Origin of the sequence: Anaerolinea thermolimosa (genome assembly GCF_001050195.2) — a bacterium.
GTDB classification, from domain to species: domain Bacteria; phylum Chloroflexota; class Anaerolineae; order Anaerolineales; family Anaerolineaceae; genus Anaerolinea; species Anaerolinea thermolimosa.
In genome coordinates this window covers 2,246,148-2,264,033 of record NZ_DF967965.1, presented here as the reverse complement: position 1 = coordinate 2,264,033, position 17,886 = coordinate 2,246,148, and the positions used below count along the sequence as shown (strand labels likewise).

The 17,886-nt window shown below is 53.9% G+C and carries 18 protein-coding genes; 9 read left to right on the top strand and 9 right to left on the bottom strand.

Annotated features, from left to right (window positions below):
- Positions 1-90: 90 nt before the first annotated feature.
- Genes ATHL_RS10265 through ATHL_RS10250 form a run of 4 tightly spaced genes read right to left on the bottom strand, consistent with a single transcriptional unit; the run spans position 91 to position 3,057 of the window.
- A complete protein-coding gene (locus ATHL_RS10265) occupies positions 91-801 on the bottom strand; it encodes an energy-coupling factor ABC transporter ATP-binding protein (protein ID WP_062193153.1) in 711 nt (236 codons plus the stop codon).
- A 6-nt stretch (positions 802-807) separates the two neighbouring features.
- Positions 808-1,605, bottom strand: a complete 798-nt coding sequence (cbiQ, locus tag ATHL_RS10260; protein ID WP_062193151.1) for a cobalt ECF transporter T component CbiQ — start codon at positions 1,603-1,605, stop codon at positions 808-810.
- 50 nt (positions 1,606-1,655) lie between these two features.
- The gene (locus tag ATHL_RS10255; RefSeq protein ID WP_062193148.1) at positions 1,656-2,603 is read right to left on the bottom strand and encodes an energy-coupling factor ABC transporter permease; all 948 of its coding nucleotides are present in this window, start codon (positions 2,601-2,603) and stop codon (positions 1,656-1,658) included.
- A 10-nt stretch (positions 2,604-2,613) separates the two neighbouring features.
- Complete coding sequence (locus tag ATHL_RS10250) at positions 2,614-3,057, bottom strand: Fur family transcriptional regulator (RefSeq protein ID WP_062193145.1); 444 nt, start codon at positions 3,055-3,057, stop codon at positions 2,614-2,616.
- Positions 3,058-3,218: 161 nt separating this feature from the next.
- On the opposite strand from ATHL_RS10250, the gene ATHL_RS10245 reads away from it, so the two are divergent.
- From ATHL_RS10245 to ATHL_RS10205, 9 genes are all read left to right on the top strand, one after another.
- Positions 3,219-3,629 (top strand): cobalamin B12-binding domain-containing protein, encoded by a 411-nt coding sequence (locus ATHL_RS10245; RefSeq protein WP_062193142.1) that lies wholly within the window; start codon positions 3,219-3,221, stop codon positions 3,627-3,629.
- Complete coding sequence (gene meaB, locus ATHL_RS10240) at positions 3,613-4,596, top strand: methylmalonyl Co-A mutase-associated GTPase MeaB (protein ID WP_062193139.1); 984 nt, start codon at positions 3,613-3,615, stop codon at positions 4,594-4,596. The genes ATHL_RS10245 and meaB overlap by 17 nt, the downstream gene beginning before the upstream one ends.
- Before the next feature lie 77 nt (positions 4,597-4,673).
- Positions 4,674-6,449 carry an aspartate--tRNA ligase gene (gene aspS, locus ATHL_RS10235; protein WP_062193137.1) on the top strand — a complete coding sequence of 592 codons (1,776 nt, stop codon included), beginning with the start codon at positions 4,674-4,676 and terminating at the stop codon, positions 6,447-6,449.
- 9 nt (positions 6,450-6,458) lie between these two features.
- The gene (locus tag ATHL_RS10230; RefSeq protein ID WP_062193134.1) at positions 6,459-7,010 is read left to right on the top strand and encodes a GNAT family N-acetyltransferase; all 552 of its coding nucleotides are present in this window, start codon (positions 6,459-6,461) and stop codon (positions 7,008-7,010) included.
- A 17-nt stretch (positions 7,011-7,027) separates the two neighbouring features.
- Positions 7,028-8,011, top strand: a complete 984-nt coding sequence (locus ATHL_RS10225; RefSeq protein WP_236822364.1) for a ribose-phosphate diphosphokinase — start codon at positions 7,028-7,030, stop codon at positions 8,009-8,011.
- A gap of 43 nt (positions 8,012-8,054) precedes the next feature.
- Positions 8,055-8,882, top strand: coding sequence for a bifunctional DNA-formamidopyrimidine glycosylase/DNA-(apurinic or apyrimidinic site) lyase (mutM, locus tag ATHL_RS10220; RefSeq protein WP_062193131.1), 828 nt, complete (start codon positions 8,055-8,057; stop codon positions 8,880-8,882).
- 106 nt (positions 8,883-8,988) lie between these two features.
- The gene (locus tag ATHL_RS10215; protein ID WP_062193127.1) at positions 8,989-9,735 is read left to right on the top strand and encodes a hypothetical protein; all 747 of its coding nucleotides are present in this window, start codon (positions 8,989-8,991) and stop codon (positions 9,733-9,735) included.
- Positions 9,736-9,908: 173 nt separating this feature from the next.
- Positions 9,909-10,868 carry a hypothetical protein gene (locus ATHL_RS10210; protein WP_062193124.1) on the top strand — a complete coding sequence of 320 codons (960 nt, stop codon included), beginning with the start codon at positions 9,909-9,911 and terminating at the stop codon, positions 10,866-10,868.
- A gap of 142 nt (positions 10,869-11,010) precedes the next feature.
- Complete coding sequence (locus tag ATHL_RS10205) at positions 11,011-13,431, top strand: FtsK/SpoIIIE family DNA translocase (protein WP_062193121.1); 2,421 nt, start codon at positions 11,011-11,013, stop codon at positions 13,429-13,431.
- Positions 13,432-13,513: 82 nt separating this feature from the next.
- Here ATHL_RS10205 and ATHL_RS10200 read toward each other — a convergent pair whose 3' ends face one another.
- The 5 genes from ATHL_RS10200 to ATHL_RS10180 are packed head-to-tail and all read right to left on the bottom strand — an operon-like array spanning position 13,514 to position 17,826.
- Entirely contained in the window at positions 13,514-13,867 is a 354-nt protein-coding gene (locus tag ATHL_RS10200) for a hypothetical protein (RefSeq protein ID WP_062193118.1), read from the bottom strand.
- Between the two features lie 10 nt (positions 13,868-13,877).
- Positions 13,878-14,591, bottom strand: a complete 714-nt coding sequence (locus ATHL_RS10195; protein ID WP_062193115.1) for an ABC transporter ATP-binding protein — start codon at positions 14,589-14,591, stop codon at positions 13,878-13,880.
- Complete coding sequence (locus tag ATHL_RS10190) at positions 14,588-15,430, bottom strand: ABC transporter ATP-binding protein (RefSeq protein ID WP_062193112.1); 843 nt, start codon at positions 15,428-15,430, stop codon at positions 14,588-14,590. The genes ATHL_RS10195 and ATHL_RS10190 overlap by 4 nt, the downstream gene beginning before the upstream one ends.
- On the bottom strand, positions 15,427-16,695 hold the full coding sequence (locus ATHL_RS10185; RefSeq protein ID WP_062193110.1) for a branched-chain amino acid ABC transporter permease: 1,269 nt from the start codon (positions 16,693-16,695) through the stop codon (positions 15,427-15,429). Before ATHL_RS10185 ends, ATHL_RS10190 begins: the two co-directional genes overlap by 4 nt.
- A 3-nt stretch (positions 16,696-16,698) precedes the next feature.
- Positions 16,699-17,826 (bottom strand): branched-chain amino acid ABC transporter permease, encoded by a 1,128-nt coding sequence (locus ATHL_RS10180; protein WP_084001350.1) that lies wholly within the window; start codon positions 17,824-17,826, stop codon positions 16,699-16,701.
- Between the last annotated feature and the right edge of the window lie 60 nt (positions 17,827-17,886).

Genomic DNA, 17,886 nt, shown 5'->3' with positions numbered 1-17,886 from the left:
CAGCCGGTTGGCAAGTGCGGGAAAATCATACCATAAATTAATGGCAGTGGATGGAGAGTTGCGTTACTTTACGATTCTGGAAGGAAGTAATTATTGTTCCAGACCATGGCGGGCGAGCAGGTCAGGATCTGAGAGGATGGTTGCTGTGGGGCCGTCAGCAACAATGCGCCCCTGATCCATGACGACCGTGCGGGGGAGTAGTTCCCTTACCATAGGGAGATCGTGAGAAGCCACGATCATGGTTATGGGTAGCTCTCGTAACAGTTCAATGAGAGTACGGCGAGCGCGCGGATCGAGCCCGGCGGTGGGTTCATCCAGCACCAGCACGGCAGGCTTCATAGAAAGGACAGTGGCGATGGCGATGCGCTTTTTCTCACCTACGCTGAGATGATGAGAGACTCTTGAGCTATATTCGCTCATTTTCACCCGCTCGAGGGCTTCTTGAACGCGCTGGCGCACTTCTTCTGCGGGTAACCCCTGATAGATGGGGCCATAAGCAACATCGTCGAAAACGGTGGGTGAGAAGAGCTGGTCGTCGGGAGATTGGAAGACCAGCCCTACCAGTGCGCGGACGCGCCCCAGGTTTTTGCCCGAAACATCCAGCCCGCTTACCCGAATTTCACCCGTTTGACGGGGTAAAATACCATTTAAATGAAGGAGAAGGGTGGATTTGCCTGCTCCGTTTGGCCCGACCAGGGCAACTTTCTCGCCATGGGCCAGATCCAGCGTGATATGATCCAGGGCTTTGTGCCCGTCGGGATAGGTGAAAGAGAGATCCCGAATTTCTACGACGCAGCTCATAGCGATTTACCCCCAGAGGATACGGCTTAAAACCAGCAGAGATAAAAGAAGGAGAAGAACGATGAACAATACCAGCCAGTCCACAGGCCGCAGGCCGGGCTGGGGCAGGCTGCGGATTTCGCCATCATAACCGCGGGCGAGCATGGCGTGGTAAATGCGATCGGAGCGTTCCAGAGATCGCAAAAAGAGACTGCCGGCCATACCTCCGGCCACCTGTGAGCGCCAGAAAATGGTGCCCCCTGCACGATGCCCGGAGAATTCACTTTCGCCACTGCGTGCTGTGCGAGCGCGTAACATCCGCAGCACCTCATCAACCATCACGAAAAGGTATCGCCACATCAACCCGATGATTGCCACCATTAACCTGGGTAGACCCAGAGCACGCATGGCATGGAGGATTTCGGGGAAGGTTGTGGTGGAAGCAAGCAGAACGGCGGCCTGGACGGAAATCCACGACCGCAGCGAAATGCTTATAAAACGTTCTAATCCCTGCTGAGTGATTGAAAGCCCAAGAGGTAAAGCCAGGAGCACAACCCCATCCACCGTCACCAGAAGTGGCAGAGCTGCCAGGACGAAGGGCAATGCCAGCAGGGCACGTTTCATAAAAAAAACAATTCCCAGGTCGCTGAGCAGCTCTGCCGAAAGAACGAGAGATAAAAGGAGAGTGAAAATCGGCCAGGCTCCGGCAGGAGTGAGGGCAGAGGTGAGGATGAAGGCAATCACCAGGATGAGTTTGATGCGTGCATCCAGCCTGTGAACAGGACTGGTGCCCTCCTGATAGGGATCAAGGAAGTTCGCATGCATGGGGTCTCATTCCTGCTCTGGTGCGGCGGATTTTCTAAAGAGTGATTCCATCAGGTCGATTTCCGTCGGCGAGAATAGGCTACCAGCAGGGCTACGGCGAGCACAAGGAGGCTCCCAACAATCCCGGCGAGAATGGTAGCTACCGCCTCATTGGAAATGCCGGGAAAGGTGTAATCGGGAATGATGGATAGGCCGGGTTCTCGTGCCTTTTCCAGGAAGCCCGCCTGTTCAGCGACCCATTCCAGGCCATCGGGATGGCTGGAGGCAAGTGGAGAAAGAACAGCAAGGACGAGCGTGATCAACCCGCCGGTAACCCAGACCCACACGGTGGCGCGAGCGTGCTCCTGCCCCGATTTCAACAGGTCAGGTCGGGCAGCCAGCACCAGGGTTACCGCACCCAGGGTGATCAACCCTTCGCCAATGCCGATTAATGCATGGATACCTCCCATAGCGGGGACTGCAATATTGGCCGGAGAAGTTCCTGATAGAGCCAGTTCCAGTGCACAGGCAAGTGCCGCGATAAAAATGGAAGCCCACCCGGCGGCAAAGCTCCCCCCGATGATTCCCCAGCGGCGACCGCCGGAAAGCCGCTGGAAGAGGCGGACTACTGCATAGGCGACGAAACTTCCTACGATGGCCATATTGAAAATATTGGCGCCAAGCACAACCAGCCCGCCATCCTGGAAGATGAGAGCCTGGATGCCAACCACACAGGTGAGCACAAGAATAGAAGCCCATGGGCCGAGGAGAATGGTAGCCAGGGCCGCACCCAGCAGGTGCCCTGAAGTGCCCCCTGTGACACTGAAGTTAAGCATTTGTCCGGCAAAAATGGCCGCCGCCAGAACCCCCATTACAGGCACTTCCCGTTCACCGAGATCTGAACTGACCCTTCGGAAAGCAATTGCAATAAGAGCGATGGAAAGGATCCAGAGGATGATGGCCACGGGGATGGAGAGAAATCCATCGGGAATGTGCATGGGTGCAGGTGAGTAGAGCATAGGTTCCTCCTTATGAAATAAATGATGATCCCTGCCTGTCGGCGAGACAGTGCGGGCATAAACCAAAGAAGGTCACATGACTTGAATCGATGTGATAACCGGTGGTCTGCTCAAAATGTTCAAAAAGCGGGGCGAGTTCACTGTGATCAATTTCTGTTGTCTGGCCGCACCGACGGCAAATAAGATGATGGTGCTCGTGGGCGGTTGACTCGTAGACGATCCTCCCGCTGCCGATGTGAGCGGCCAGGGCGAGCCCGTGCCCCACAAGAAAATCCAGTGTTCGGTAGATGGTAGCTTCATTGACACCCGGGAGACGCTGGCTGACGAGCTGATAAACTTCTGCGGCGTTGAGGTGATGGGGGGTGTCTTCGAGCACCTGAAGGACTACCAGTCGTTGAGGGGTGAGGCGGTATCCCAGTTTTTTGAGCCGTTCGGTGAGCTGTTCGAGTCGCATAGAAAACCTGCAGTTGCAAATAATTGCAAGAACAAGTGTACTCGAAAAAGGTCAGATTCTCAAGATTGTGTGGAAGGTCGATCGGAAAAATATGGATTTTCTTCCTGATATGGGGGTGTCTCCAGCGGGTATAATCCAGTTAACCTGATCAGGAGTGAAGCATGGAGGAAAGAAAGATACGTGTTCTCATTGCAAAACCGGGACTGGATGGCCATGATCGCGGGGCAAAGATTATCGCTCAGGCATTACGCGATGCGGGTATGGAGGTGATCTACACCGGCCTGCGCCAGAGCCCGGAAATGATCGCCGAAGCGGCTCTGCAAGAAGATGTGGATGTGGTTGGCCTTTCGATCCTTTCCGGGGCGCATTTAGCGTTGGTTCCCAGGATCATTGAACTGCTACGCGCCAACGGACAGGAACACGTCAAAGTGTTTGTGGGGGGAATTATTCCGGAAGAAGATGTGCCTGTGTTAAAGGCAGCGGGAGTGACCGAAGTATACGGCCCGGGTACTTCCACGCGCGAGGTTGCCGAAGCTATCAGACAGGCGGTTCTGGGTGAGGAAGTCCACTGATTCAGACCTTGTGGAGCGGGTGCTGGCCGGTGAGCGGCTGGCTCTTGCGCGCCTGCTCACCCATGTTGAGAATGATACTCCTGTCGGCCGGGAAGCCCTGGAGCGATTGTTCCCATTCACCGGACGGGCTCACCTTGTGGGAATTACTGGCGCGCCGGGCACGGGAAAATCTTCTCTGGCCAACCGGCTGGCGATGGCTTATCGAAAGTTGGATCATCGGGAACCACCCCGTGTGGCCGTGCTGGCAGTAGACCCAACCAGCCCGTTCAGTGGGGGGGCCCTCCTGGGTGATCGTTTACGGATGAAGGATGTGACTGGCGATCCTGGAGTGTTCATCCGCTCCATGGCGTCCCGTGGGGCTGTGGGGGGGCTGGCGCGAACTACAGCGGCGATGGCTCAGGTGCTGGATGCCGCAGGCTTTGAGAAGGTATTGATAGAAACGGTCGGGGCCGGGCAATCTGAAGTTGAAGTGGCCCGCCTGGCGCATACGGTGATCGTAGTAGATGCCCCGGGTCTGGGAGATGATATTCAGGCGATTAAGGCGGGTATTTTAGAGATCGCCGATATTCTGGTTGTCAATAAGGCCGATCTTCCAGGGGCAGAGAATACATTTCGTAATTTGCGGCTGATGCTCGATCTGACCTTCCCGGAAGAACGAGAGGGCCTCTGGCGGCCATCTCTGGTGCGGGCGGTTGCTTCAACCGGTGAAGGAATACCTGAGATCATCCAGGCTATTGAAGCTCATAAAGATTTCCTGGTTAAAACCGGCAGCTGGGCAAAGCGGGAGGAAGCCCGCTTGTGGGGGGAATTTGAGTCTCTGTTGCAGGCGGCCTTACTGGCCCGCTGGCGCGATCAAGTTGGAGAAGAGGCCTATCAGCAGACCCTCTCTCAGCTAACCCGGCGGCAGATTTCGCCCTGGCAGGCAGTCAAAAAGCTTCTTGAGAGAGATTCCATGATTTCAGAATAACTGCCCGGTCTGAAGAGTGCAGGGTGTGTTAAAATTACCCATTGACCTCATAAACATCACTTTATAAGGAAGCTTTTATGTATCGAACGATGTATTGCGGCGAACTGCGACCTTCTCACATTGGCCAGAAGGTGACCCTGGCCGGGTGGGTTCATCGGCAGCGTGATCATGGTGGTGTGACTTTTATCGATCTGCGAGATCGTTCAGGGGTGGTGCAAATTGTGGGCAACCCCGAGGTGCCAGGCGCCGCGATGATTCGAGAGGCACGTGTAGAGTGGGTGCTTCAGGTTACGGGGATGGTTCGCCGTCGTCCGGAGGGGGCAGAGAACCCCAACCTGCCAACCGGCGAGGTGGAGGTTGAGGTGCTCGAATGCGAAGCCCTCAACCCGGCCAAGCCATTGCCCTTTGTGGTGAACAAAGATGAAGATGTGGATGAAAATGTTCGCCTTAAATACCGGTATCTCGACCTGCGGCGCGAGCGCATGCAACGCAATTTGATTCTGCGCCATCGGGTGGTTAAATTCATTCGAGATTACCTTGACCAGCAGGGTTTTATTGAGGTAGAAACACCGATCCTATTTAAAACCACACCTGAAGGGGCACGAGATTATCTGGTGCCGTCAAGGGTGCACCCGGGGTGTTTTTACGCGCTGCCTCAATCACCTCAACAGTTAAAACAATTATTGATGGTAGCCGGGGTCGATCGCTACTTCCAGATTGCCCGCTGTTTTCGAGATGAAGACCTGCGCGGAGACCGCCAGCCAGAGTTCACTCAGCTCGACCTGGAAATGTCCTTTGTCCACCGGGATGATGTGCTGAACATGGTGGAAGGGTTATTTACCGCCATGCTCCCGGTGGTGGCGCCGCATAAAAAACTGCTTGCCAGCCCCTGGCCGAAGCTCTCGTATACCGAGGCGCTGGAACGTTTCGGTACCGATAAGCCCGATCTACGCTTCGGGATGGAACTGTACGATGTTTCGGATATTTTTGCCAGCAGTGGTTTCATGGTGTTTCAGAACACCCTCAAAACTGGCGGAGTGATTAAGTGCATTGTGGTGCCGGGGTGCGCTGAATACACCCGGAAAGAAGTGGACGACCTGACTTCTTTTGCCAGAGAGCAGGGCGCAAAAGGCCTGGCCACTCTGGCGCTTACCGCTGAAGGGGTTAAAGGAACGGCCCAGAAATTTATCACATCTGAAGAAACGGCCGCTCTCCGCGAACGGACGGGCGCAGGCGAAGGGGATTTAATCCTCTTCGTGGCCGATCAAAAAACGGTGGCGAATAAAACCCTGAGCGCGTTACGGTTGCTGTTCCGCGACCGTCTGCAACTTGCTGATCGGAATACGATGGCCTTTGCGTGGATTGTGGATTTTCCAATGTTTGAATGGAATGAAGAAGAACAGAAGTGGGATGCTGCCCATCATCCTTTCACCATGCCACGCCTTGAGGACCTCTCAAAGTTTGATACCGATCCGGGCTCAATTCTTTCGGACGCCTACGACATGGTTTGCAACGGGTATGAGATGGCTTCGGGATCCATTCGTATCCACCGGCGTGATATTCAATTTAAAATCTTCCAGCTCCTTGGTCTGAAGGAAGCGGATATTCAACAAAAATTTGGGCACATGCTGGAAGCTTTTGAGTATGGAGCGCCGCCTCATGGTGGAATCGCCCCCGGCATCGATCGTCTGGTGATGTTACTGGCCGACGAGCCGAATATTCGTGAAGTAATTGCTTTCCCGAAGAATCAGGCAGCCCGTGACCTGATGGCCGATGCTCCTTCTCCGGCTACCGATAAGCAGCTTGCAGAATTGCATATTCGCGTGGAATTGCCCAAAGAGGAACAGGGATAAGTCGAAGGTATGATTTATTCTCATCGTCTGCGATTTCGTGCTGCTGAACGCGAAGATATTCCCCGGTTTGTGACCTGGTTGAATGATCCTGACGTGCGCCGCCATTTATCCTTGATCTATCCCCTTTCAAAAGCAGAGGAAGAGGAATGGTTTGAACGCATGTTGAAAGACCCGGCGGCAGAGCATGTGATGGTTATTGAGATCAGGCAAGGGGATGGATGGAAGCCGATTGGCAATATATCTCTGATGGATATTCAATGGATTGAACGTTCAGCAGAGCTGGGGCTCTTTATCGGTGAGAAAGAAGAGTGGGGTAAGGGGTATGGCACAGAAGCTGTCAAACTTCTCCTGCGCCATGGATTCCAGACTCTTAACCTTCATCGAATTTTCCTGCGTGTGCACGAAGACAACCTGCGTGGCATTCGCGCCTATGAGCGGGCGGGATTTATTCACGAAGGTCGCTTACGGCAGGCGGTGTATCGGGAAGGGCGCTTTTACGATATGTTAATAATGTCTGTCCTGCGAGAAGAATGGCAGGATGGCGATCAATCTCTGGGTTAAGAAGCGGAGTGGTTCGAATGCACCATTTGCGTCATGAGAAAATGTACGGTGATATTAAGCTGTACGCGGGGACGGCCTCGCCGGAGCTGGCTACCAAGGTGGCAGAATACCTTGGAGTTACGCTGTGCGGGCGCGATGTAGTCTCTTTTCCCAATGAAAATTTGTTTGTCAAACTCCATAGCAGTGTGCGGGGCCAGGATTGTTATGTCATTCAGACAACTTCTGCGCCGGTGCACCGCAACCTGATGGAACTGTTGATCATGTTGCAAACCCTGCGCCTGGACTCGGCCGCACGGATTACTGCTGTGATCCCTTACCTGTGTTATGCACGTTCAGATAAAAAAGATCAGCCGCGTGTGCCCATCACGGCCCGGCTGATCGCGGACATGATCGAAGTGGCCGGTGCTGACCGGTATATCACTCTCGATCTGCATGCCGGGCAGATTCAGGGCTTTTTCACCATTCCGGGTGATGTGCTGACCGCGTTCCATATTTTACTGGATTACCTGAACTCGATTAAACACCGCATGCATTCACCCGTGGTAGTGACCGCAGACCTTGGTTTTGCCAAGAAGGGGCGAAACTTTGCCGCCGGAATTAATGCTCCGATGGCTTTCATCGAAAAACGGCGGGTGGCCAACGACGCCAAAGCCGAAGCTCTGACGATCATTGGCGACGTGAAGGATCGGGATTGCGTGCTTGTCGATGACGAAATCGACACCGGCGGTACCATGGTGCAGGCAGTAAATTTGCTCAAGGATTACGGCGCACGTAATATCTATATGATTTTTGTTCACCCGGTCTTTTCCGCAAATGCTGTTGCAAGGCTTTCGGCATTACCGGTGGCTGAATTCATCACCACCGATACGGTGCCTCTTTCGCAGGAGAAGCGCGCGCCTTTCGGCGATCGCTTGAAGATCCTCTCGGTGGCACCTTTGCTGGGAGAAGTGATTCTGCGTGCCAATCAGGGGCGCAGTGTTGGTGAAATGTTCAACGAATAAGGAGCCTTCCAGACCGCCGAGAGGCGGTTTCTGGTATATCAGTATGCCAGAACTACCTGAAGTTGAAACCATCGTTCGTGCGCTACGTGAAGGTGGGCGGGGTGGAGAGGCTGTGCCGGGGCATCGGATTGAGGGGGTAGATGTAAGCTGGCCAAGGAGCGTGGCTGAGCCTTCGGTTGAAGTATTAACCCGCCAGGTTGTCGGGCAGAGGATCGAAACTGTCACCAGGCGTGGAAAGTTTGTGGTTCTTCCCCTGGACACGCAGGCGCTTCTCATTCACCTCAGGATGAGCGGTGATTTACGTGTAGAAACTACGGGAGAAAGAAAACTTCCTCACGATCGCATTCGCTTTTTTCTTTCGGGTGGGTTGAGCCTGGTATTTAATGATCCGCGGAAGTTCGGGCGGGTCTGGCTGGTGGAGGACTGGCAAAAGTTCCTGGCTGGCCTTGGCCCTGAACCACTGGATGAGAAGTTTACGGCGGATGAGCTTGCACAGCGACTCGGGATGACCCGGCGCAGGATTAAACCTCTTTTGCTCGATCAGACCTTCCTTGCCGGACTCGGGAATATTTATACAGATGAGGCTCTGCACCTGGCCGGAATCCATCCTCTGGCACCGGCCTGGAAGCTGTCTGCGGAGCAGGTGGTACATCTGTGGAGAGCAATCCGCTCGGTGTTGATGGAGGGAATTCGCCGGAATGGGGCGAGCATCGACTGGGTATACCGCGGGGGAGAATTTCAGCACCATTTCCGGGTGTATCAACGTGCCGGGATGCCGTGCTCTGTTTGTGGCAGTGCCATTCAACGCATGGTGGTTGGACAGAGGGGAACGTATTTTTGTCCGGTTTGCCAACCTCCATGGGAAGAATGAATTAACAAAATTGTAGATCGGATGGGTAATTTTTTGGTTATCTCCGGGAACGATATGCTATAATCGGATCATCCCATGCGTATCTTTTACCAGAGGGGATGTAGAAATGCCCGCAAGTGCTGCTCCTTCCACTTCGTTGTTGTTGATTATTGCCCTGGTGTGTATCACCATTGGCTATGTTTTTGGCTGGCTGATTTCCTCGCTCCAACACAGCCGGGATGAAAAACGAACTTCAGAAGATCGGCCCGCGGATGAACTTGCCCGGGCAATTCCTGTGGAAAAGCCAGCCGAGGCACCTTCCTCACTCTTACGTCTTTCTCAGAAGCCAGAAAGCAATGATTTGCTCATCGAGGTGAGGGGCAAGACCTTTTCCCGGGTGGAAGATTTAACGCTGGAAGATCGGGCAGAGGTGGAGAGCGCCTTGCGCCGCACTGCACAGTGGATGGGATGGACGTATTCTCTCCGCGAGACGGTCACCGGGGCGGTGCCGGTGGTTCCAAAAGAGCCACCTGCTGAGCCGGTTCGCCCTCCGAGCGTGGTAGCCGGGATGACCAATGCACTGGCTGATGTATTACAGCCAACGGCGAAGGTGGAAACTCCTAAAAGCATTGTGGAGCAGATCGATGCTATCTTCCAATCCATGCTCGTTGGCACCCCGTATGAAAATCAGAAGATCTATATAGCAGAGGATACCCGGCACGGGGTTATTGTTCGGATCGGCAATGATCTTTATGAAGGGGTTGGTGCAGTACCTGAAGGGGAGATTAAAGCTTTGCTTCGCAGTGCAGTAAGTGAATGGGAAAGACAGCAGGAGCAGAATCGGCGGCGGGTGAACAATAAAACGCTCCCGTAAAAAGGTATCTCCCCGGCCAGTAGAGGGGGGCTACCGGCTGGAGAGACATTGTTACTATAACATAATTACAATTTCATTGCAATAGGTTAAATCTTAATAAAAAAGCCGAATTTTAAGGGTTTCGTGTATCTGAAGGACTTGTCGAAGAGTCGATCCTGTACCATAATAGAACCATGAGCTTTCGATTGCGCATTGGATCCTTTCTTGCTTTAGTTGGAATGCTGGCAGGTATCTCTGCCCGGCCTCTACCGCAGTCGACAGGGGAAGGGGGGCTCATTTTTGAACGTACAGGGCAGGTGGTGTCGGGGGAGTTTCTCGATTTCTACCAACAGGCAGATGACCCTCTGATTCTCTTTGGCGATGCAATTTCTGGCGTTGAGAACCACCCGGTGCTGCCCGGCGTGAAAGTGCAATATTTTCAGCGGGCGCGTATGGAGTTGTACCCCAATGAACCGGAAGGAAAACGGGTACGTCTGGCACCGCTGGGAGTGTGGTTGTATGATGAAACCCGGCGCGGCGAAGGAGTTAACTTACCCTTCACGCCGGGAGCGTGCCGGCTTATGGGGAGTAAAGGGTTTGCGGTATGCTATGAGTTCCTCAAGTTCTACGAGGAACACAATGGAGCCCTGTACTTTGGCGAACCCATTTCTGGCTTGGAAAAGCTGGCCAATGGTCGCCTGGTGCAGTATTTTGAACGCTCGCGCATGGAATGGTGGCCTGAAAACCCGGCGGGTGCCCGGGTTGTGCTGACCAATGTGGGACAACTTGATTTTGATCGCGTCCGCCGCGGCCAGGTTAATGATCAGATTGCCCCGACAGCGTTTCGGTTGGTGGTCTATGCTTTTCCGGCCCGCCCCTTTATTGCTCCTGCCAGCCAGCAAACCATCAATGTTATTGTGCGTGATCAGGGATTTCATCCGGTATCAGGTGCGCTGGTCAGATTATCCGTGATTCTGCCTGATCGTCAGGTCATCAATCTACGCCTGCCGGAGACGGATGATAAAGGGCTTACCAGAGCCACGTTCGAGGTTGGATCATTCAAACCGGGGGATCTGGTTAAGGTTGAAATCAATGTCGATGTGAATAACGCTGACCATGTGGTTACCTCGACATCCTTCCGTATCTGGTGGTGATTTGGAGCCCCACTGATATTTGCCCCGGATGAGCATGGGGAGTTCAATAATAATGGCAGGGTATACGGAGAAAGACGTAGCCCCTGTCTTTTTTAAGCCGGAGCTGGCTTACTCTCGCTTATAATTGAAGCGGAGGTTCTCTTTGCCAAAAACGAAACATTCCACCCCTTTGCCGAAAGGGAAATCTCAACACCGGTCTGCAGGGGAGCGAACCACCAGTAAAAGGCAGAGTTCGAAAAATACCCGCTCTAGCGCCCACCGCCGGGGCGGGGGACAGACCTTTTCGCCCACGCGGCCTGGCTGGTGGAGTCAATTATCTGCAGAGCGAAAATTAGACCTGCTGGGGATTCTTCTGGCGTTCGCAGGGTTCCTTTCGCTCTTAAGCCTTTTGTCTAAAGAGCACGGGGTGCTCACTCGCTGGTGGGTGACAGTGATGCGCCAGGTGGGGGGGCATGGGGCCTTCATCCTTCCGGTGGCGGCGTTGTTAAGCGGTATCTGGTTGGTGCTCCGCAAAATCGAGCGGATTCCGGCGCCGTCAGCTGAGCGGTTGGCAGGGTTTTTCCTGCTTTATACCAACTTTTTAACCATTTTACACCTGGCATTTGGCGGTGGATGGGAGATGGCGGCTGCCGGGAATGGAGGGGGGTATATTGGAGCATTTTTTGAAAGAATGCTGGTTTCTGGTCTGGGGAATGGCGGGGCATGGGTGGTGGTGATAACCTGGCTGGTGTTAGGGATTGCCTTTGTTCTGGATATTTCCATCAATGATCTGGCCTCCGCTGTTTCAAGAGCAGTGGCTTCTCTGACCCGATCAAAACCCTCAGGCTCTCAGGTGCCGCAGCCACGTTCTGTCCGCAGGGTGATTCCCGACGAGCCGGAAGTTGAGGCTGGCTCCAGCGAGCTTCCGCCTGATTTCATTCCCCTGCAACCATTAAAGGAAACAGGCACAAAGGAGACCTCTTCCTCACCGACACCCCGGGTGAAAACACGAGAGACACCGATGGCAGGAGGCCGAAGTGGGGCTGAACCTTCCAAACCTGCTCCCTCGCAGAGTCAAGAGCCAGAACCACCCCGCGGGCCGGCCTGGGCGCTTCCTCCCCTGGATGAAATCCTGGATCCACCCAGCCCCGAAGTGATCAAGTCTACCGCAGAGCAGGAACGAGCCAGGTTGATCGAAGAAACCCTGGCCTCCTTTGGTGCTCCAGCCCATGTGGTTGAAATTCACCATGGCCCTACCGTCACTCAATATGGAGTTGAACCCGATTTTGTTGAATCCCGCTCAGGGCGAATGCGCGTGCGAGTGAGCAAGATCGTATCCCTGGCAGATGATCTGGCTCTTGCACTGGCTGCGCCACGAATTCGCATTCAGGCGCCGGTACCTGGACGCAGTTACGTGGGAATTGAGGTGCCCAATGTTGAGGTGAGCCGGGTGAAGCTCCGTGAGGTGATGGAGAGTGAGGCTTTTAAGAAAATCAACTCTCCTTTGCGGATTGCCATTGGAAAAGATGTGGCCGGGAAACCAGTGGCATATGATCTCACAGCAATGCCTCATCTCTTGATCGCCGGAACCACGGGGTCGGGTAAGTCGGTATGTGTTAATGCGCTTTTGACGTGTCTGTTGATCCAGAATTCACCCAATGAATTGCGGTTGATCCTGGTGGATCCTAAACGAGTGGAGCTTACCGGTTACAATGGCATTCCGCATTTACTGGCGCCGGTGGTAGTGGACGCAGAGCGTGTGGTGGGGGCTCTTCAATGGGTGCAACGCGAAATGGATGCCCGGTACCATCGCTTTTCTCAGGTGGGGGTGCGGAATATTGCCGAATATAATCGCAAGAATACGCCGGGTTTACCCTACCTCGTGGTGCTTGTGGACGAACTGGCTGATTTAATGATGCTCGCACCCGATGAGACGGAACGAAGCCTCACCCGTCTTGCACAGCTGGCCCGGGCAACCGGCATTCATCTCGTCCTGGCCACACAACGTCCCTCGGTAGATGTGGTTACCGGGTTGATTAAAGCCAACTTCCCGGCGCGGATTGCTTTTGCAGTGGCTTCAGGCATTGATAGCCGGGTGATCCTTGATCAACCTGGCGCTGAAAGATTGCTTGGGCGAGGTGATATGCTCTTTCAGGCACCTGATGCTCCTGCACCGGTACGTTTGCAGGGGGTGCATGTAGCCGATACCGAAATTCAACGGCTGGTGGACTTCTGGAAAATTCAAGATTATAACCTGAGGTTAGCACGCCAGGCTCCGGCAGCCGATGGCACCGCCGAACCGGTCAGAATGGATCTTCCGCTCAGTACCCCGTTGACCCAGGCGCCGTTGTTTGATGAAGAGCTCGGTTCGAAAAGCGGTGATCCCTTACTGGAAGAGGCGATCCGGATTGTCCGTGAGGAAGGCAGGGCTTCGATCTCGATGCTGCAGCGGAAATTACGCATCGGATACACGCGCGCGGCGCGATTGATTGATGCGATGGAAGATCAGGGGATTGTTGGCCCGGCTCAACCCACCTCACAGGTGCGTGAGGTGCTTCAGAGCAATGGAGACGATCAGGGGTAAATTCGATAGAATGATCTCAGGATCTGGTTCTGGAAAAAGAAACTGCCCGAACTTTGCCGGGCAGTTTCTTTTTCGTTGCGAGTTAGCGGTACATTCGGTTTCGGATATCTTGTTGATCAAGCCGCATGAGCAACCAGAGGGAAAGGAACAGGCCAAGCAAACTGGTGATGATAAAGGGATAATTGGGTATGCCCTGATTGGAAAAGCCATTGCTCCAGAACATCATCACCCGGATGATTACGTTGAGGCCCTGTAAGAAGATGCTGAAGGTCAGAGCGAGTAGACGACCACGGGACATAAGGAAGCCCAGCCCAACGAACAGGCCGATGGCAATGACCAGCACACCCGCACCGGAGAATAACACTGTGGGGGGGTAAGACAGCATCGCGATTGCAGGTAAAAGGAAGAACAGGAAAAGGCGTTGCATCGTAGTCATGCTGAACCTCCTATCCGTGCCCACCGAGATAGGCTTCAATAACCATCGGGTTATGAAGCAGTTCCTGAGCTGGGCCTTCAAGTACAACCCGTCCAGTTTCAAGGACATAACCGCGGTCTGCAATTGAAAGCGCCATCTGGGCATTTTGTTCTACCAGGAGAATGCTGGTGCCCTGCTCATTGATGTCGCGGATGATCTCAAAGATCTGCTCGACCAGAATGGGGGAGAGGCCCATGGAAGGCTCATCGAGCAGTAACAGGCTGGGACGTGACATCAACCCGCGGGCGATGGCAAGCATTTGCTGTTCGCCGCCAGAAAGTGTGCCACCGAACTGCTTCCGGCGTTCGCGCAGGCGAGGGAAGCGCTTGAGCACGGCTTCCAGGTCTGATTGAATTTGAGCCTGGTCGGTTTGCAGGTAGGCGCCCATCTCCAGGTTTTCGATGACGGAGAGCGTTGCAAAAATTTTTCGGCCCTCTGGCACCTGGATAATCCCCTTGCGGACGATATCCTGCGCCTCGGTATAGGTAATGTCTTCACCCTGGAAAAGGATCTGACCGGAGCGAGCGCGCAACAGACCGGATATGGTATTGAGCGTGGTTGACTTTCCGGCTCCGTTCGCGCCAATGAGGGTGACAATTTCCCCTTTTTCCAGGTGGAAGTTTATCCCACGCAAGGCGTGGATGGCTCCATAATATACATTGAGGTCTTTGACTTCGAGCATCATACGGTTTTCTTCCGTCGGAATTTTTCGGATAGTGCAGCTGCACCCGGGCCAAGATAGGCTTCAACCACCCGCGGATTGGCCTGAATTTCGGCAGGTGTTCCACGGGCGATCACTTCTCCAAAATCCATCACGGTGATGTATTCGCAAATTCCCATCACCACGCGCATTTGATGTTCGATCAGCAAAATGGTGAGGTTAAACCGTTCCCGGATGAAGTGGATCAGATCCATCAGGGCGACGGTTTCGGCCGGATTCATCCCGGCGGCGGGTTCGTCTAGAAGAAGCAGCTTTGGTTCGGCTGCCAGAGCCCGGGCGATTTCAAGGCGGCGTTGCTCGCCGTAGGGCAGATTTTTGGCAATCTCACCCTGACGGTCTTCCAGGCCAAACACCGAGAGAAATTCCTGGGCCCTCTCGGTTAATTCCTTCTCTTTAACCTGAAAACGTTCATTTCGGAAGATGCCATCGAGCAGGTTATAACCGGCGTGAGGATGGTACGCAATGCGTACATTATCCAGCACCGTGAGGTTGGGGAACAGGCGAATATTCTGGAATGTACGTGCGATGCCCATCTGGTTGATCTGAAAGGGCTCCAGGCCGGTAATTTCTTGCCCCCGAAATTGGATACTTCCGGTGGTGGGGGTATAGACGCCGGTGATCATGTTAAAAACGGTGGTTTTCCCTGCGCCGTTCGGCCCGATCAGGCCATTCAAATCGCCGCGGTGGAGCTGGAGGGAAAAGTTATTGACCGCGCGCAACCCCCCGAATAATTTAGTGAGGCCTTCGATCCTCAAAATTTCTTCCCGTCCATCGGGAGAAGGTGTAAACTGAAAATCGCTCATACATTGGCCTCCTTGACGGTAATGCCCTCGGATTGGGGTTGGGAGGTCTTTTTACGTAAGGGGGGAAGGATCTGCCGCAGGTAGGGCATCTCGAAATTACCGAACAGGCCGTTGGGTTTGAGCAACATCATGATGAGCAGAAGCAACGGGTAGACCACAAATCTCCAGGTCTCAAAACCTGAAGGGAGTAAGAGCCGTAAGAAGCCTTCCAGGACGAGCGCCCAGGCAAATGAGGCAAACACCGTGCCGGTGATGCTCCCCAATCCCCCAAAGACCACAATGATCATCGGGTCGAAGGATTTGATGAAGTTGAAGGTGTCGGGGTGTAAAAAGCCATTGACATGGGCATACAACCCACCAGCCAGACCGGCGAATAATGAGCCGAGGACAAAGGTGAGGGTTTTGAAGTAGCCCACATCGATCCCCATGGCTTTGGCGGCGATTTCATCCTCTCGCACCGAGATGATGGCGCGCCCGGTACTGGAGTGGATCAGGTTGCGGGTGATGACCAGGACAAGCACCAGGAAGAACATAACCCAGAACCAGCTGGTGACCTTGGGAATGCCAATCATTCCACGAGCGCCCTTCATTTCTGTGAATCCAAGCAGGGTGTCCGAGTTGTCCAGCAGTACCTTGACGATGATAGTAAAGCCGAGGGTGGCGATGCCGAAGTAATCGGAACCCAGTGTGAGCACGGGTAACCCGAAGAGGAAGCTAACTTCTGCAGCCAGTAACCCGCCGATGAGCACGGCCAGAATGAAAACGATGGTGGTAGCAACATCCGGCGGCAGGGCCTGAAGGAGCCCATTTACCGGCGGGGCAATCACACGGCCCAATTGAACCGAAGCCACAGAAAGGCCAATGGCGGCCAGAAGATAGACCGTGAAGGCTGAGAGTGCATCCAAACCACGGATGCGGCTCAGCAGGCGATATAGCAGAAGAATGGACGTGCCGACCAGGAGCACAATCAGGAGCAGGACGATCAAACCATCGGTGCTGGCATTATTGGTCCAGCGATAAGTGATGTCGGCAGCGGAATAGGCCCCGATCGCGTAGAAACCCCACTGGCCCAATGAGAATTGCCCGTTAAAGCCATAGATCAGGTTGAGGCCAATGCTTACAATGGCCATGACACCACCGATGCGCAAAATAGTATTCCAGAAGGCGGTGAGGACATTCAGGCTGATCAGCGCCTGCACGACTATGAAGAAAGCCAGCGCACCGCCGAGGAAGAGCAAAGAGCTGCGGTCAATTTTCTTGAACATAGGTTACGCTTTCTCCCGTTGTGCTTCGCCAAAAATCCCGGTTGGCCTGACCAGTAACACGATGATCAGAATGGTGAAAGCGATGGCGTCTCGCATGGGAGTTGAGATATACGCCGCACTGAGCACCTCTGCCTGCCCCATGATCAAAGCGCCGACCAGTGCCCCGGGGATGCTTCCAATCCCACCCAGCACAGCAGCTACAAATGCCTTCAGGCCGGGAATGATGCCCATCCAGAAGAATACCTGGGGAAAGGCAATGGCGTAGAGCATGCCTGCCGCCCCTGCCAGAGCCGCCCCGATGGCAAACGTGACCGAGATTACGCTATCTACGTTGATGCCCATGAGCCGCGCGGTCTGTTTATCATAAGCCACGGCGCGCATGGCCTTGCCGATTTTGGTTTTACCCACGATGTACTGGAGAACAACCAGCAGGAGAATGGAAACCACAACGATGATGATGGAGATGTTGGAGAAAATGACGGTTTTTTCCGGGATGGCTTGCCCTTTCTGTAATGCCTGAACTCCCTGGGCGCTGACCATCCAGGTGGTTACATCGAATGGCCGTTTATAGGTGATGAAATTGGGAGAAAACACAAAATTTAAAGCCCCAAAATATTCCAGGAAGAAAGAAACACCAATGGCGGTGATGAGTGCTGAAATGCGAGGGGCATTGCGCAGGGGTTTGTAGGCTACCCGTTCAATTGTAATAGCAACCAGGGCACAAATGGCCATGGAGAGAAGGATCACGGTAATCGAGCCAATTCCTATCGAAAGTCCGGGCGACAGATTGGGGAAAACTTTGGCTGGCCAGGTGTGGAGCTGGACGCGAGCAATGGCGTAATAGCTCATAAATGCCCCCACCATGAAGACATCGCCATGAGCGAAGTTGATCAGCCGAACGATGCCATACACCATGGTGTATCCCAGCGCAATCAGGGCGTACACAAATCCCAGTTGCAGGCCATTAATGACCTGTTGCAAGAAAAGGGTGGGGTTGGTCACCAGTTCTGATCCCAGCTTCCAGAGAACCAGAAGAAGGATCAGAATCAGCAAAAGAAGACCCAGAATTTTACGACGGACGAGAAAATCGAGAAAAGAAGGGGTTGAAGGAACCGCTTTTGATGAATTCATACAAAACCCCGGGAAAGATCATTGGTGGAGGAACGGCTTTATGGTTTTTCTCAAGCCTGC